Here is a 12,745-nt window from a genome sequence, read left to right on the forward strand (position 1 = left end):
CGGGCCGCCCGCCCCCGGGCCGCCCGCCCCCGGGCCGCCCGCCGCGGCCGGGCGGACCGCCCGGCGGACACGCGCCCGGTCGCCGGGCATCGCCACTAGCCTGGGACCTGATGGATCCCATCCAGGCAACGCTGCTCTTGGCCGCCGGTGTCGCCACGGGCGCCTTCAACGCGGTCGCGGGCGGCGGTTCCCTGATCGCCTTCTCGGCGCTGATCGCCGCCGGCGTACCGCCGCTCACCGCCAAGCTCACCAGCACCGTCGCCGTCCTGCCCGGCAACGTGGCGAGCGTCGCCGGGGGCTTCCGGGACCTGCCGCCCGTGGCGGACATCCGCCGGGTCCTGCCCGCGGCGGTCGGCGGCGGGGTCGCGGGGTCGGCGCTGCTGCTGGTCACGCCCAGCCGCGTCTTCGACGTGATCGTGCCGTTCCTGGTGCTCGCCGCGTCGACCGTCCTCGCCGCGCAGGACCGGCTGGACGGGCTGGTCCGGCGCTCCGCGCTGCGTCAGGGGCGCAGCCACCCGGCGACGCTGCAGGTGTCGGTCGCCCTCGGCGGCCTCTACGGCGGCTACATCGGCGCCGGATTCGGCATCGTCCTGGTCGCCGGCCTGGCGCTGCTGCAGCGCCAGGCGCTCACCAGGACGGTCGCCATGAAGAACCTGCTGTCGGCCGTCATCTCGTTCGTGGCGGTGGTGCTCTTCGTCCTTTTCGGCACCGTCGACTGGGCGGGTGTCGCGATCCTGGCCCCGGCGACCGTCGTCGGCGGCTACGTCGGGGCCCGGCTGCTTCGCAGGCTCCCCGGCGGCCCGCTCCGGGCGGTGATCGTCGCGTTCGGGGTGGTCTTCGGTCTGGTCCTGCTGCGGCGCAACGTCCTGTAGCCGCGCTCGGGTCGCGCCGAGAGACCGGGCGGAGACGAGGGCGGGCCGGTCGCCTTGCCTACGGCGACTCGGGCGGTCGGCAGGCGCGGGGCCGATCGGCCCGCGAGACCGGACGGGCCCCTGCCATCCGGTCGGATGACAGGGCCCGTCCGGCACCGGTCAGGTCAGCGGGACCTGGCGGGCGAGCGCGGCGCCCCCGGCCTCGAAGGCGGCCAGGACGGAGGTGGGCGTGCCACCGGTCACCGGCACCACGACGGTCACCGGGCGGCCGGAGCGCACCTGCACCGAGCGCTCACCGAACGACCGGTCACCGTCGGCGGTGTGCAGGTACACCGTGCCGGCGCGGTCGGCCCGGACGGTCACCTGCACGCCGCCGGACACCTGCCGCTGGCCGGTCAGCCGCAGTGTCCGCTCGGGCAGCCGGGCGACGGCGGCCGGGGCCACACCGTCCTGCGCCGACTGCGCGATGGTCTGCGGGCTGTGCACGCTGCGGGCGGCGGTGTCCGGGAACACCGGGGCGCTGGGCTGCCGCACGGCCGGGGTCAGGCCGGGCAGGGTGACCAGGCCGTACCGGTACGGGTCGGCCCGGACCCCGGTGAAGGTGGACCACCCCAGGCGGGACTGGGAGCTGAGGTCCTGGGTGTCCGAGTCGTAGACCAGCACGTTGAAGCCCATCCGCGCCGGGTCGATCGCGTCGGGCAGGACCGCGAACGGGATGCGCGCCTCGATGGTGTAGCCGGTGTACGGCGCGCTGACCTTGCTGACCACGGTCATCCCCGGGGCGGTCGTGGCGCCCGGTCCCTGCCGGTTGTCGGCGTCGCGCTGCCAGCACGGCGGGTCGCCGTTGGCCGGGTCGTCGGTGACCGGGAAGATGCCCGCCTTGAACACGGTGGAGGTGTCGGTCGAGTTCCCCTTCGGGTCGACGATGATCTCCACGCTGTCGGTACGCCGCTGCCGCTTGCAGTCCTGCGGCACCACCTTCCTGCCGAGCACGTCGTCGGTGACCTGGACGAACACGACGAGCGCGTCCTCGGTGAAGGCGATCCGGCCGGTGGCCGAGGCGTCCTGCGGCGTGGTGGCCTGCCCCTCCCAGATGCGCGACAGGTCCAGTTCCTCGCCGGGGTACTCACCGGGGGAGGCCACGCCGTCGACGGCGTGGTCGTGCCCGGCGTGCGGCACCTCGCTGGTCGGCACGATCTCCAGGGCGCCGCTCTCCACGGTGCTGCCGGTGGCGCTGGTGGTGGTGATGGTGATCCCGTAGTCGCCGCCGACGCCGCCCGCGTTGGCGGTCGGCAGGTCCGCGTCGCTGGTGACGGTGAAGGTGACCGCCCCGGTCGCGCCCGGCGCCAGGGCGGCGTAGCTCTTCGTCGCCGCGTCGGCGGTGAAGCCGGCCGGCAGGCCGAGGGCCACCGTGCCGCTCTGCGCGGTTTCGCCGTGGTTGCGCAGGTCGACGCGGACCGTCCGGCTCTTGCCGGAACCGATGGTCAGCACCGGCTTGATCAGGGTGTCCAGCTGCGGGTAGCCGCTGTCGCCGGCCCAGCTGCGGAACAGCCCCACCTCGGGCAGCGGCTCCAGGGTGCCGCGTACGTCGGCGACCACCCGGACCGCGCGGTCCGTGCGGCCGGTGCCCTGCCCGGTGGTCAGGGACGCGCCGACGAGGTGTTGGGCGTTGGTGTCGGCGCCGGCGGGTACGGTCACGGTGAAGGTGACGGTCCGCTCCTTGCCGGCCGGTACGGCGCCGCGCACCGCGCCGGAACCGCTGGCGGTCCAGCCCTGCGGCAGCCGCAGGGAGACCCGGGGCGAGGTGAGCGCCCGGTTGCCCGGCGCCCGTACGTGGGCGGTGACCTCGACGCTCTGCCCGGGGGCGAGGTCGAACCGGTCGGCGGTCAGGTGGAGCTCGGTGCCCCGGGGCAGCCCGCCGGCGGCCGGGGGGAGCACCGAGCCGCGCAGGATCGCCTCGGGGGTGGTGTCCGCCGGGTCGTACGGGACGCGGCTGTCGATCAGGGTGTAGAAGTCGCAGCGGATCTTCGCGGGGTCGGTGGGGGCGGCGGCGGTGTTGGCCCAGCCCTGGGTGACGTAGTCTCGGCGGGCCTCGACCTCGACCTCGGCCCAGGTCCTGCCGTCGGCGCTGCGGGCGCCCTCCCAGACGCCGAACACCTGGTCGGTCGGGACGGCCGGCACGAAGCCGGTGGCGCACTGCGGCCCGGTCGACGAGCTGCCCGTGCCGCCGGTACGCAGGAACTTCGCCGCGCGGAACGGCTTGAGCCCTTCCCTGGTGACCTGCTCGGGGAAGGCCTTCGGGTCGGCGGCGGCGTGGAACGCCTCGGCGGCGAACCGGGCGGCCTGCTGGTGGTTGCCGTGGTTGCCCGGCGTGGGCGACGGGTTCATCGTCATGACGATCTCGGGCCGGGTCTGGCGGATCACCCGGACGATCTGGGCCAGGGTGTCGTCGTGCCCCCAGATCTGCTCGGACAGGGGCGCGGACGCGGTGTACCAGAAGTCGACGCGGTCGAGGTTGTAGAGGTTCTCCACCCCGGCGCGGCCGATCGCGGTGCGCTCCTCGCGTTCGCGGATGATGCCCAGCGGCGGGCCCTCCTCGAGGCCGACGGCGTTGCCGCCGCCCTCACCCCGGGTGATGGTGACGACGCCGGCCCTGGCGCCGTGCTTCTCCTTCCACTGGCCGAGGGTGGCGAGGCTGCCGGCTTCGTCGTCGGGGTGGGCGCTGACGAACAGGACGTCCAGGTCGACGGCGTCCGCCGGCCGGGCGTCGGTGGGGGCGGCGAGGGCCACGGCCGGTGTCCCGGACAGGGCCAGTGCCAGGGCCGTGGGTAGCAGGAACGCCTTGAGACGCATGCAGATCCTTTCGCGTGACGCGAGGTCCGCGCAGCGACCCTCGACGTCGGACGCATCGCGTCGACGTGGGGTCGGGTCGCACGGTGAGAGGGCGGGGGAAGGGGTGCCGGGCACGAGCGAGCACCGGCGCCACCGGGGTACGCGGCGGTACGGAGGTCCGTACACACTGGAAGGCCTTCGCCCGGTGACGCTAGGGACCGGCGCGCTGGCCCGTCAATGCTTTGCAAGGTCTTTCTTCATTTGCGAAAGAAACTAACTCCCCGCCAGGCGAGGCATTGCTGGCGGTGAGGGTTCGTGCGTGCCGGCCTCAGGATGGCCGTGAGGAGGGCTGTTTCCGCTGGTCACAGGGGGAGTCCGCAAGTAACGAGACGGTCTCGATGCTTGACCCGAAAGTTCGTTCGCCGTAGAAAGGAAGTGTGACTGACGTGGTGACGCCACCAACGAGCCCGGTGAGCCGGGAGCGGTCGAAGGAGATCAAGCGGTTGTCCGTGATCTCCACCGCCCGCCAGGTGCGGCTGCTCTCCCGCGCCGAGCTGACCGAGCTCACCGGGCTGAGCCCCGCCACGCTCACCCCGCTCGTGCGGGAGCTGATCGCCGAGGGCTACCTCATCGAGCGCGGCCCGGGGACCTCCCGCACCGGCCGGCCGCGGGCGATGCTGGAGTTCAATCCCCGTGCGGAACTGGTCGCCGCCGTCTCCCTGGAGCCGTCCCGGATCAGCTGCGAGATCGCCGACAGCGACGGCGCCGTCATCGCCCACCGCGCGGTCCGGCTCGCCGGCGACATCGTCGACACCATCTGCCGCTCGGTGCCCGAACTCGCCGGCGACGGGCTGCCGGCACTGCGCGGGGTGGCCATCGCGGCACCCGGCATCTCCACCGGCGGGGCCGTGCGCCTGGCCCCCTCTGTCGGCCTCGTCGAGGGCCGGCCGGTGGGGGAGTCGGTGCAGCGGCGGCTCGGGGTGCCGGTGGTGGTGGACAACGACGTGAACCTGATGGCGGCCGGCGAGCACGCCGTCGGCGCCGGCAGCGACGTCGCCGACCTGCTGCTGCTGCACGTGGCCGACGGCATCGGCGCCGGCCTGGTGCTCGACGGGCAGGTCCGCCGCGGCGCCGGCGGGGCCGCCGGCGAGGTCGGCTTCCTGCCGCTCGACCCGACCGACCGGGGCCACGACGGCATCGGCCCGTTCGAGGCCCGCTGGTCGGAGAACGCCGTCGCCGAGCGGATCGTGGCGCTGGCGCCCGGGCGGCGGCCGGACTCGCCCGTGGCCGACCTGGTGGCGTTGGCGGCCATCGACGAACGGGCCGCCGACTACCTGGACGACGTGCTCGCGGCCTGGTCGCGGCTGATCGTCTCCTGCGTCTGCGTCGTCGACCCGGGGCGGGTGCTGCTCAGCGGGGCGGCCGCCCAGCTCGACGACGCCGCCGTCGACCGGCTCCAGGCGATGGTCACCGCCGCCGCGCCGAGCACCACGGAGGTGCGCCGGGCGGTGCTCGGTGACCGGGCGGTGCTGCACGGGGCGGTCAGCTACGCCCTCTCCGCGGCCGCCGCCGGCATGCCCACCCTGCTGCCCACCCCTTGACCGCACAGCACGCACACCGCAGTTCCCCCCACTCCCTCGGAGGTACCTCATGAGACGTCGACTTCTCCTCGCCGGTGCGCTCGCCACCGTGCTCGCCGCCGGCACCGCCTGCGGCGGGGGCGGCGGTGGTGACGACGCGGCCGGCGGCGGGAGCACCGAGAAGCTGACCATCTACACGGCCCGCGACAAGAAGGTCTCCACCTACGTCGTCGACCAGTTCACCGCCAAGTACCCGGAGTACAAGGGCAAGGTCGAGATCCTCAACCTGGGCGCGCAGGAGATCCTGGAGCGGGTCCGGGCGGAGAAGGCCAACCCGCAGGCCGACGTCTGGTGGGGCGGCACCCAGCAGGGGCTCTCCGCCGGTGCCGGCGAGGACCTGCTGACCTCCTGGCAGCCGGCGTTCGCCGGCAAGATGGACCCGAAGTACAAGGACGCCGAGGGCCGCTGGTTCGGGGAGATCCTGCTCCCCGAGGTCATCATGTACAACAACAAGGCGCTCACCCCGGAGCAGGCCCCGAAGGACTGGGACGACCTGCTGAAGCCGGAGTGGAAGGACAAGATCATCATCCGGGACGTGGCCGCGTCCGGCACGATGCGGTCGATCTACGCGTCGATGATCATGCGGCAGTCCCCGGACGGCAGCAACCCGCAGCCCGGCTACGACTGGCTCAAGAAGCTCGACGCCAACACCGGCGCGTACGCGGCCAACCCGACCGACCTCTACCTGAAGCTCTCCCGTCAGCAGGGCGTGCTCAGCGCCTGGAACCTGCAGGACGTCCTGCTTCAGGCCAACCAGTCGAACATGCCGTTCGGCTACGTGATGCCCGCCTCCGGCGCCCCGGTGCTGGTCGACGGCATCGCCGCGGTCAAGGGCGGCAACACCACCGGCGCCCAGAAGTTCATGGAGTTCCTCTTCGACGACAAGCTCCGCGGTGACCTGGCCAAGGACTACTACCAGATCCCGGCCGTGGACATCGCCGAGAAGCCGGAGTGGCTGGCCCAGCTCGGCCTCAAGCCGCTGGACGTCGACTGGGACGTGATCGGCAAGAACGAGACCGAGTGGATCAACCACTGGAACAGCCAGATCAAGAACAAGGGCTGACCGCCCGGGCGTTTCGGGGGCGGGCCCGTCCCGCCCCCGCGCCCCCACCTGACGACCCGAGAAGGTCCGGTACCGCATGAAGGAGAGGGCCTCATGATCGATGTCACGCTGGAGTCGGTGAGCAAGCGCTTCGCGCGCGGCGGCGACACCGCGGCCGTGGACGACGTCGACATCACCATCGCCGCCGGGGAGTTCTTCACGCTGCTCGGTCCGAGCGGCTGCGGCAAGACCACCACCCTGCGCATGGTGGCGGGGTTCTACTTCCCCACCTCCGGGCGGATCCGGTTCGGTACCGAGGACGTCACCCGCCGGCCGCCGAACAAGCGTGACACCGGCATGGTGTTCCAGAACTACGCGCTCTTCCCGCACATGAGCGTCGCGCAGAACGTCGCGTACGGCCTGAAGATCCGCAAGGTCGGCCGGGCGGACTCGCGGCGACGGGTCGAGGAGGCGCTCGGCCAGGTCCACCTCGCCGGCTACGGCGACCGGCGCATCGACGAGCTCTCCGGCGGCCAGCAGCAGCGCGTCGCCCTGGCCCGGGCGCTGGTGATCCGGCCCCGCACCCTGCTGCTCGACGAGCCGCTGTCCAACCTCGACGCCAAGCTGCGTGAGGAGACCCGCGTCGAGATCCGCCGCATCCAGCGCGAGGCCGGCACCACCTCCATCTACGTCACCCACGACCAGGCCGAGGCGATGGCCATGTCGGACCGGATCGCGGTGATGCAGTCCGGCCGGGTGCAGCAGATCGGCGCGCCGCAGGAGATCTACCACCGCCCGGCGACCAGCTTCGTGGCCCGCTTCATCGGCCGCAGCAACGTGCTCACCCTGCCGGTGTCCGCCGCCGCCGGGCAGACCGTCACCGTGGGGCTGCCCGCCGGCGGCGAGATCACCGCGCCCGCCCCGGCCGACCACGGCCTGCGCCAGGGCGACACCGCGCTGGTGTCCGTGCGGCCTGAGCACATCGGGCTGACCTCGACCACCGAGGCGGGCGTGCTGCCCGGCCGGGTCACCGAGGTGGAGTTCACCGGCATGGCCACCAACCTCGTGGTCGACGTGGCCGGCGAGCCGGTGCAGGTCGCCGCGATCGACGTGCCGGCCGGGCTCGCCGCCGGCGACCAGGTCGGGCTGCGGCTGAACCGGGAGCGGATGTGGGTGGTGCGGCCGTGAGCACCATGCCCGCCACCCCCAGCCCGGCCACCGTCGCCCCGGTCACCGGCGAGCCGACGCCGCCGGGCGGCCCGCGCCGCAGGTTCGCCGACCGGTTCGCCGGTGGCAGCGGCTCCCGCTGGTTCCCGTACCTCCTGGTCTTCCCGCTGGCGCTGATCCTCTTCGGGTACGTGGTGCAGCCCATGTTCGCCACCTTCGCCGAGAGCGTCGGCGTGGACGGGGTGGAGAACTACGGCAGCTTCGTCACGGGCGGGGGTGTGGCCCGGTCCTCCCTGGTCACGTCCCTGATGATCTCCGCGGCGAGCGTGCTGCTCTGCGGCATCGTCGGGGTGGCGATGGCCTTCCTGCTCAAGCGCTTCTCGTTCCCCGGCCGCAAGCTGATCGAGGCGATCATCCTCGTGCCGGCGGCGCTGCCGCCGCTGATCGGGGCGATCTCGTTCCAGCTGCTCTACAGCGAGACCGGCATCCTGCCGCGCGGGCTGCAGCAGCTCTTCGGCGCGGAGAACCCGGTGCTGCCGTTCAGCGGCATCGCCGGGGTGCTCGTCGTGCACACCTTCACCATGTACCCGTACTTCTACCTGTCCGCCTCGGCCGCCCTGTCGGGGATGGACCCGTCGGTGGAGGAGGCGGCGTACAACCTGGGGGCCGGGCGGGTGCGGGTGTGGCGCACGGTGCTGCTGCCCATGCTCACCCCGGCGCTGGTCTCCGCCTCGCTGCTGGTCTTCATGACCTCGCTGGCGTCGTACACCGCCCCGCTGCTGTTCGGGGTGGACCAGACGATGACCATGCAGATCTACATCAACCGCACCAACGGCGACCTGCCGATGGCCTCCACGTACGCCTCGGTGCTCGGCGTGGTCAGCGTGCTGTTCCTGCTCGGCATGCGCTGGTACGAGGGGCGGCGCAGCTACCGCTCCCAGTCCAAGGGCGTCGCCGCGCACCGGCGCGAGATCACCAACCCGCTCGGCAAGTGGGTCGCCCTGGCCGCCTCGATCCTGGCCACCGCGGTGCTGCTCGCGCCGGTGGCGACCATCGCCCTGGTGGCCTTCTCCCAGGACGGCTCCTGGACCACCGAGGTCATCCCGGCGGCGTACACCACGCAGAACTTCGTCACGATCTTCTCCGACCCGGCGGCCTTCCAGCCGATCCTCAACTCGTTGCAGATGAGCCTCATCGCGACCGTCGCCTGCGTCGTCGTCGGCGTGCTCATCGCGTACGCGGTGCGCCGGCTGGACTTCCGTGGGCGGGGCCTGCTGGACGTGGCGGTCATGCTGGCCTGGGCGCTGCCCGGCACGGTGGTCGCGATCAACCTGATCTCGGCGTTCAGCACGGGCAACGCGTTCAGCTTCGGGCAGGTGCTGATCGGCACCTTCTGGATCATGCCGCTGGCCTACTTCGTGCGGTTCCTGCCGCTGGTGTTCCGGTCCAGCTCGGCCACCCTGGCGCAGATCGACCCGTCGCTGGAGGAGGCCGCGCGCAACCTGGGCGCGCCCTGGTGGCGGGCGTTCGGCACGGTCACGCTGCGGCTGATGCTGCCCGGCGTGGTGGCCGGCGCGCTGCTCGCCTTCGTGCACGGCGTCGGCGAGTTCGTCGCCTCGGTGCTGATCTACACCTCCGAGACCGCGCCGATCTCCGTGGAGATCAACAACCGGATGTACTCGTTCGAGGTCGGCACCGCCGCCGCGTACGGCATGCTCCAGGTGGTCCTGATCTTCGTGGTGATGGTGCTCTCCGGCCGGCTCGACGGCGGCCGGCGCTCCAGTCGGGAGGCTGCCCGGTGGACGGCGTGAGCGCGGCCTGGCCGGCGGGCGGCGGGCTGGTCCCCGCCGCCCGGATCCCGGGCGGGGAACTGGCGGCGGTCGCCGAGGCGGCCGACTTCGCGGTGCTGCCGGTCGGCGCCGTCGAGTGGCACGGCCCGCACCTGCCGCTCGGCACCGACCTGATCCTCGCCGAGGGCTTCGCCGCCGAAAGCGCGCTCGGCGGCGACGACGCGGCGCCGTCCGGCGGCGGCACCACCACCCCGGCCGGCCGGGCGGCGGGCCCGCGCGGGGTGCTCTTCCCCGCCGTGCCGTACGCCGCCTGCCCCGGTCAGACCCGGCCGTGGCCGGGCACCGTGGCGATCCGACCCGAGATCGCGGTCGGCTACCTCGCCGACGTCATCGAGGGGATCGTCGCCGCCGGGTTCCCCCGGTTGCTGATCGTCAACGGACACGACGCGAACATGTCGACCGTCCGGGCCGCCATGGAGTGGGTCTCCGGGCGGCGCACGGCGAGCCTGCTGCTGGTCAACTGGTTCCAGCTGGTCACCCCGGCCGAGACCACGGAGCTGTACGGGCCGCTGCCCGCCCGTGGGCACGGCGGGGCGTACGAGACCTCCGGGGTGCTCGGCTTCGACCCCGACGCGGTGCGCCTCGACGCGGTCGCCGACCTGCCGCCGAAGCCGAAGCTGCCGGTGACCCACCCGTACGTGCTGGTGGAGTCCCGGCCCGACCCGTGGCAGGGCTGGTCCGGGCACATCTCGCTGGCCGGCGAGGAGGCCGGCCGGCGGGTCCGGCAGCTGGCCGGGGCCCGGCTGCGCGAGGTCGTCGCCGCCTGGGTGGCCGCCCCGCCGCCCGCCCCGCCCACCGACGCCCCGCTGCCGACCGACGCGACCGCCGGCGGGCCCGAGCCCGAGGAGGCGCCGTGACCGTCGAGCGTGGACTGGACGTCGTCGACTTCCACCTGCACTTCCGCATCGGCGCCGACGAGACCGTCCGGGGCTGCGAGCACGCCGCCGGCATGCACCCCGGCGGCGAGCACGAGCGGGCCGTACGGGCCGCCGGCTCCGCCCCGTACGCGGCGCGGTGGCGGCAGGCGTGGGGATTTCCCGACCCGGAGCCGCCCGCGGAGCGCTGGCAGGACGAGGCGGACCGCTGGGCCCAGGAACTGCGCGCGGTGAACGTGCGCCGGGCGGTCTTCGTCACCGGCGGCGGCAACGACACCGTCGCCGACGTGGTCGATCGCCACCCCGACCTGCTGCTCGGCTTCGCCCACCACGACCCGTACGGCCCCGACGCCGCCGCCGAGCTGGAACGCACCGTGGTCGAGCGCGGCCTGCGCGGGCTGAAGCTCTTCGCCCCGCTGCTGCGCGGCCCGCTCGACGACGAGGCCCTCGACCCGCTCTGGGGCACCGCCCAGCGCCTCGGCGTGCCGGTGCTGATCCACATCGGTCACTACGGCAGTGCCGGCGGCCTGTCCCACGGCCGGTACGGCGGCCCGGACGAGCTGGCCCGGATGGCCCGCCGCTTCCCCGAGCTGGCCGTGGTGGTGCCGCACTTCGGCGTCCAGCACGTGCAGGACCTGCTCTTCGCCGCGTGGGGCTGCCCGAACATCCACGTCGACACCTCCGGGTCGAACCAGTGGGTGCGCTGGATGCCGTACAAGCTCACCCTGGAGGAGCTGTTCCGGCGCTGCTACGAGACCATCGGCCCGCACCGGATCGTGTTCGGCAGCGACTCGTCGTGGTTCCCGCGCGGTTACGTCACCCGCTACCTCGACGACCAGCTGCGGATCTGCCGCGAACTGGGGCTGCCCGATGAGCACCTACGCGCGATTTTCGCCGGGAACGCCGAGCGACTGCTCGGCCTGGACGACTGACCGGCTGACGCCCGGGCGCGGCGCTTCGACGCTTCGCCCGGCACGGAAGGAAGTAGAGAACCGTCATGAGCACACCCGCGCTGACCACCTACCAGCGGCACCACCTGCGGCCGACCTACGACCACCACGTCGGGTACCTCTTCCCGGCGATGGTGCGGGCGAGTCAGGCCCACGTGGTGATGCTGACCGAGCAGGGGCTGGTGCCCGCCGAGCGGGGCGCCCGGCTGCTGCGCGGGCTGGCCGAGCTGCGTGCCGACACCGCCGGCGCGCCGGAGTTCGACGGCAGCTTCGAGGACACCTACTACCTCATGGAGAAGCGGCTGGCGCAGGCGTGCGGCATCCCCACCTCGGAGCTGGACGTGCAGATGGCGCGCAGCCGCAACGACCTCGACGCCGGGGTGTTCCGGATGCTGCTGCGCGACCAGCTCCTCGGGGTCCTCGACCGGGTGCTCGCCACCGGCGCGACCGCCCTGGACGCCGCGCACCGCTACGCCGACGTGGTGATCACCGGCTACACCCACCGCCGCCCGGCGCAGCCCACCACCATCGGGCACGCCCTCGCCGGTTACGCCGAGGCCCTCGCGGGGGAGGCCGTCGCCTACGCCGAGCTGATCGACTCCCTCAACACCTCGCCGCTGGGCTCCTGCGCCTTCGCGGGCACCGACCTGGACATCGCCCCCGCCCGGGTGGCCGAGCTGCTCGGCTTCGACGGCCTGGTCACCAACTCGTACGAGGCGGTGGCCGGCGCCGACCACCTCGTGCGGGTCGGCACCCTCAACGCCCAGGCCCTCGCGACCGGCGCCCGGCTGGCCCGCACCCTGATGGACTGGCTGAGCTGGCGCTGGGTGAGCACGCCCGGCGACTTCACCCAGGGCAGCAGCATCATGCCGCAGAAGCGCAACCCGGTGGTGCTGGAGCACCTCGTCTCGATGGCCGGCGCCACCGCCGCCGACGCCGCCAGCGTGCTCAACAACGTCGGCGCCGCCTGGTGGGAGGACTCCAACAACGCCACCACCGACGTGCAGGTGCGGCTCTGGGAGAGCAACGACCGCAGCGACCGGTTCTTCGCCCTGCTCGGCGGCTTCCTCGCCGAGATCGAGCCGCTGGAGCCGCCGTCGGCCGGGGAGATCGTCGCCTCCGGCGCCACCACCACCGCCGCGGCCGACGCGCTGACCCGGCACGGGGTGCCGTTCCGGGCCGCCCACTCGGTGGTCGGCCGGCTGGTCTCCGGCGGAGCCCCGGGCACCTGGACCGCGCAGGACGTCCGGGCGGCGGCGGAGGGGATCGCCGACGGGCTCGACGACGCCGCCGTGGCCGACCTGATCGCCGCCGCCGTACGCCCCGAGCTGGTGCTCGACCGCGTCCAGGTCGACGGCCCGGGCGCGGACGCGGTGCGTGCCCAGGTGGCGGTGCTGCGCGGCACGTTCGACACCGTCGCCGGCCGGCTGGCCGGCGTGCGCGCCCGGCTGGCCGCCGCCGACGAGGCGCTGGACGCCGTCGCCGCGCGGGGGGCGGCCCGATGAGCGCGTGGCAGG

The 12,745-nt window shown here is 73.5% G+C and carries 9 protein-coding genes; 8 read left to right on the forward strand and 1 reads right to left on the reverse strand.

Annotated elements, in window-relative coordinates:
• Positions 1 to 110: 110 nt before the first annotated feature.
• Complete coding sequence (locus V6U77_RS15845; RefSeq protein WP_334607094.1) at positions 111 to 872, forward strand: sulfite exporter TauE/SafE family protein; 762 nt, start codon at positions 111 to 113, stop codon at positions 870 to 872.
• Positions 873 to 1,031: 159 nt separating this feature from the next.
• Here V6U77_RS15845 and V6U77_RS15850 read toward each other — a convergent pair whose 3' ends face one another.
• Positions 1,032 to 3,725, reverse strand: a complete 2,694-nt coding sequence (locus tag V6U77_RS15850; protein ID WP_334607095.1) for a sugar-binding protein — start codon at positions 3,723 to 3,725, stop codon at positions 1,032 to 1,034.
• Positions 3,726 to 4,141: 416 nt separating this feature from the next.
• Between V6U77_RS15850 and V6U77_RS15855 the strand changes: the two genes are divergently transcribed.
• From V6U77_RS15855 to V6U77_RS15885, 7 genes are all read left to right on the forward strand, one after another.
• On the forward strand, positions 4,142 to 5,305 hold the full coding sequence (locus V6U77_RS15855) for an ROK family protein (protein ID WP_334607096.1): 1,164 nt from the start codon (positions 4,142 to 4,144) through the stop codon (positions 5,303 to 5,305).
• A gap of 49 nt (positions 5,306 to 5,354) precedes the next feature.
• Complete coding sequence (locus V6U77_RS15860) at positions 5,355 to 6,407, forward strand: extracellular solute-binding protein (protein WP_334607097.1); 1,053 nt, start codon at positions 5,355 to 5,357, stop codon at positions 6,405 to 6,407.
• Positions 6,408 to 6,500: 93 nt separating this feature from the next.
• The gene (locus V6U77_RS15865) at positions 6,501 to 7,574 is read left to right on the forward strand and encodes an ABC transporter ATP-binding protein (RefSeq protein ID WP_334607098.1); all 1,074 of its coding nucleotides are present in this window, start codon (positions 6,501 to 6,503) and stop codon (positions 7,572 to 7,574) included.
• Between the two features lie 5 nt (positions 7,575 to 7,579).
• A complete protein-coding gene (locus V6U77_RS15870) occupies positions 7,580 to 9,364 on the forward strand; it encodes an ABC transporter permease (RefSeq protein WP_334607147.1) in 1,785 nt (594 codons plus the stop codon).
• A complete protein-coding gene (locus tag V6U77_RS15875) occupies positions 9,361 to 10,260 on the forward strand; it encodes a creatininase family protein (RefSeq protein ID WP_334607099.1) in 900 nt (299 codons plus the stop codon). The genes V6U77_RS15870 and V6U77_RS15875 overlap by 4 nt, the downstream gene beginning before the upstream one ends.
• A complete protein-coding gene (locus tag V6U77_RS15880) occupies positions 10,257 to 11,210 on the forward strand; it encodes an amidohydrolase family protein (RefSeq protein WP_334607100.1) in 954 nt (317 codons plus the stop codon). Before V6U77_RS15875 ends, V6U77_RS15880 begins: the two co-directional genes overlap by 4 nt.
• 65 nt (positions 11,211 to 11,275) lie before the next feature.
• Positions 11,276 to 12,733 (forward strand): argininosuccinate lyase, encoded by a 1,458-nt coding sequence (locus V6U77_RS15885; protein WP_334607101.1) that lies wholly within the window; start codon positions 11,276 to 11,278, stop codon positions 12,731 to 12,733.
• The last annotated feature ends 12 nt before the right edge of the window (positions 12,734 to 12,745 follow it).

The organism is Micromonospora sp. CPCC 205546 (assembly GCF_036902715.1).
In the GTDB taxonomy this organism is placed as follows: Bacteria; Actinomycetota; Actinomycetes; order Mycobacteriales; family Micromonosporaceae; genus Micromonospora.

What these genes read in the sequence shown, in the direction of transcription:
- V6U77_RS15845 (WP_334607094.1), top strand. Translation starts at nt 111, where the DNA reads ATGGATCCCATCCAGGCAACGCTGCTCTTGGCCGCCGGTGTCGCCACG.
- V6U77_RS15850 (WP_334607095.1), bottom strand. Translation starts at nt 3,725, where the DNA reads ATGCGTCTCAAGGCGTTCCTGCTACCCACGGCCCTGGCACTGGCCCTG.
- V6U77_RS15860 (WP_334607097.1), top strand. Translation starts at nt 5,355, where the DNA reads ATGAGACGTCGACTTCTCCTCGCCGGTGCGCTCGCCACCGTGCTCGCC.
- V6U77_RS15865 (WP_334607098.1), top strand. Translation starts at nt 6,501, where the DNA reads ATGATCGATGTCACGCTGGAGTCGGTGAGCAAGCGCTTCGCGCGCGGC.
- V6U77_RS15870 (WP_334607147.1), top strand. Translation starts at nt 7,580, where the DNA reads ATGCCCGCCACCCCCAGCCCGGCCACCGTCGCCCCGGTCACCGGCGAG.
- V6U77_RS15885 (WP_334607101.1), top strand. Translation starts at nt 11,276, where the DNA reads ATGAGCACACCCGCGCTGACCACCTACCAGCGGCACCACCTGCGGCCG.